The organism is Lyngbya sp. CCY1209, assembly GCF_055795065.1.
Genome location: NZ_JAYFER010000322.1, coordinates 1 through 253, shown reverse-complemented (window position 1 = coordinate 253; position 253 = coordinate 1). Strand labels below are relative to the sequence as shown.

At 45.5% G+C, this 253-nt stretch carries 1 protein-coding gene; it reads right to left on the bottom strand.

The window, feature by feature from the left end; translation table 11 throughout:
* The coding region (locus tag AC0QHF_RS09280; protein ID WP_324703921.1) for a group II intron maturase-specific domain-containing protein at positions 1-253 on the bottom strand (253 nt) is incomplete at both ends.

Genomic DNA, 253 nt, shown 5'->3' with positions numbered 1-253 from the left:
TTTGCCATACCTGTTCGGTAGTATTTTCTGAGCGTTTTGTATTTGGCGTTTCCGCATCGTGACACTACCCATGCCCGAAGTTGTTGCCAGAGTATGTTATCTAGCTTGCTGAAAATCTCCTTGGAGACTACCCCTGAGTAGTACCTTGCCCATCCTGTGATGATGGGGTTGAGTTGTTTAATCAGGGCGGCTTGAGGTGATGTTTTGTGTTTCTTAATCACCTCTTTAACCTTTTCGGTGTGGGCTTTGATTG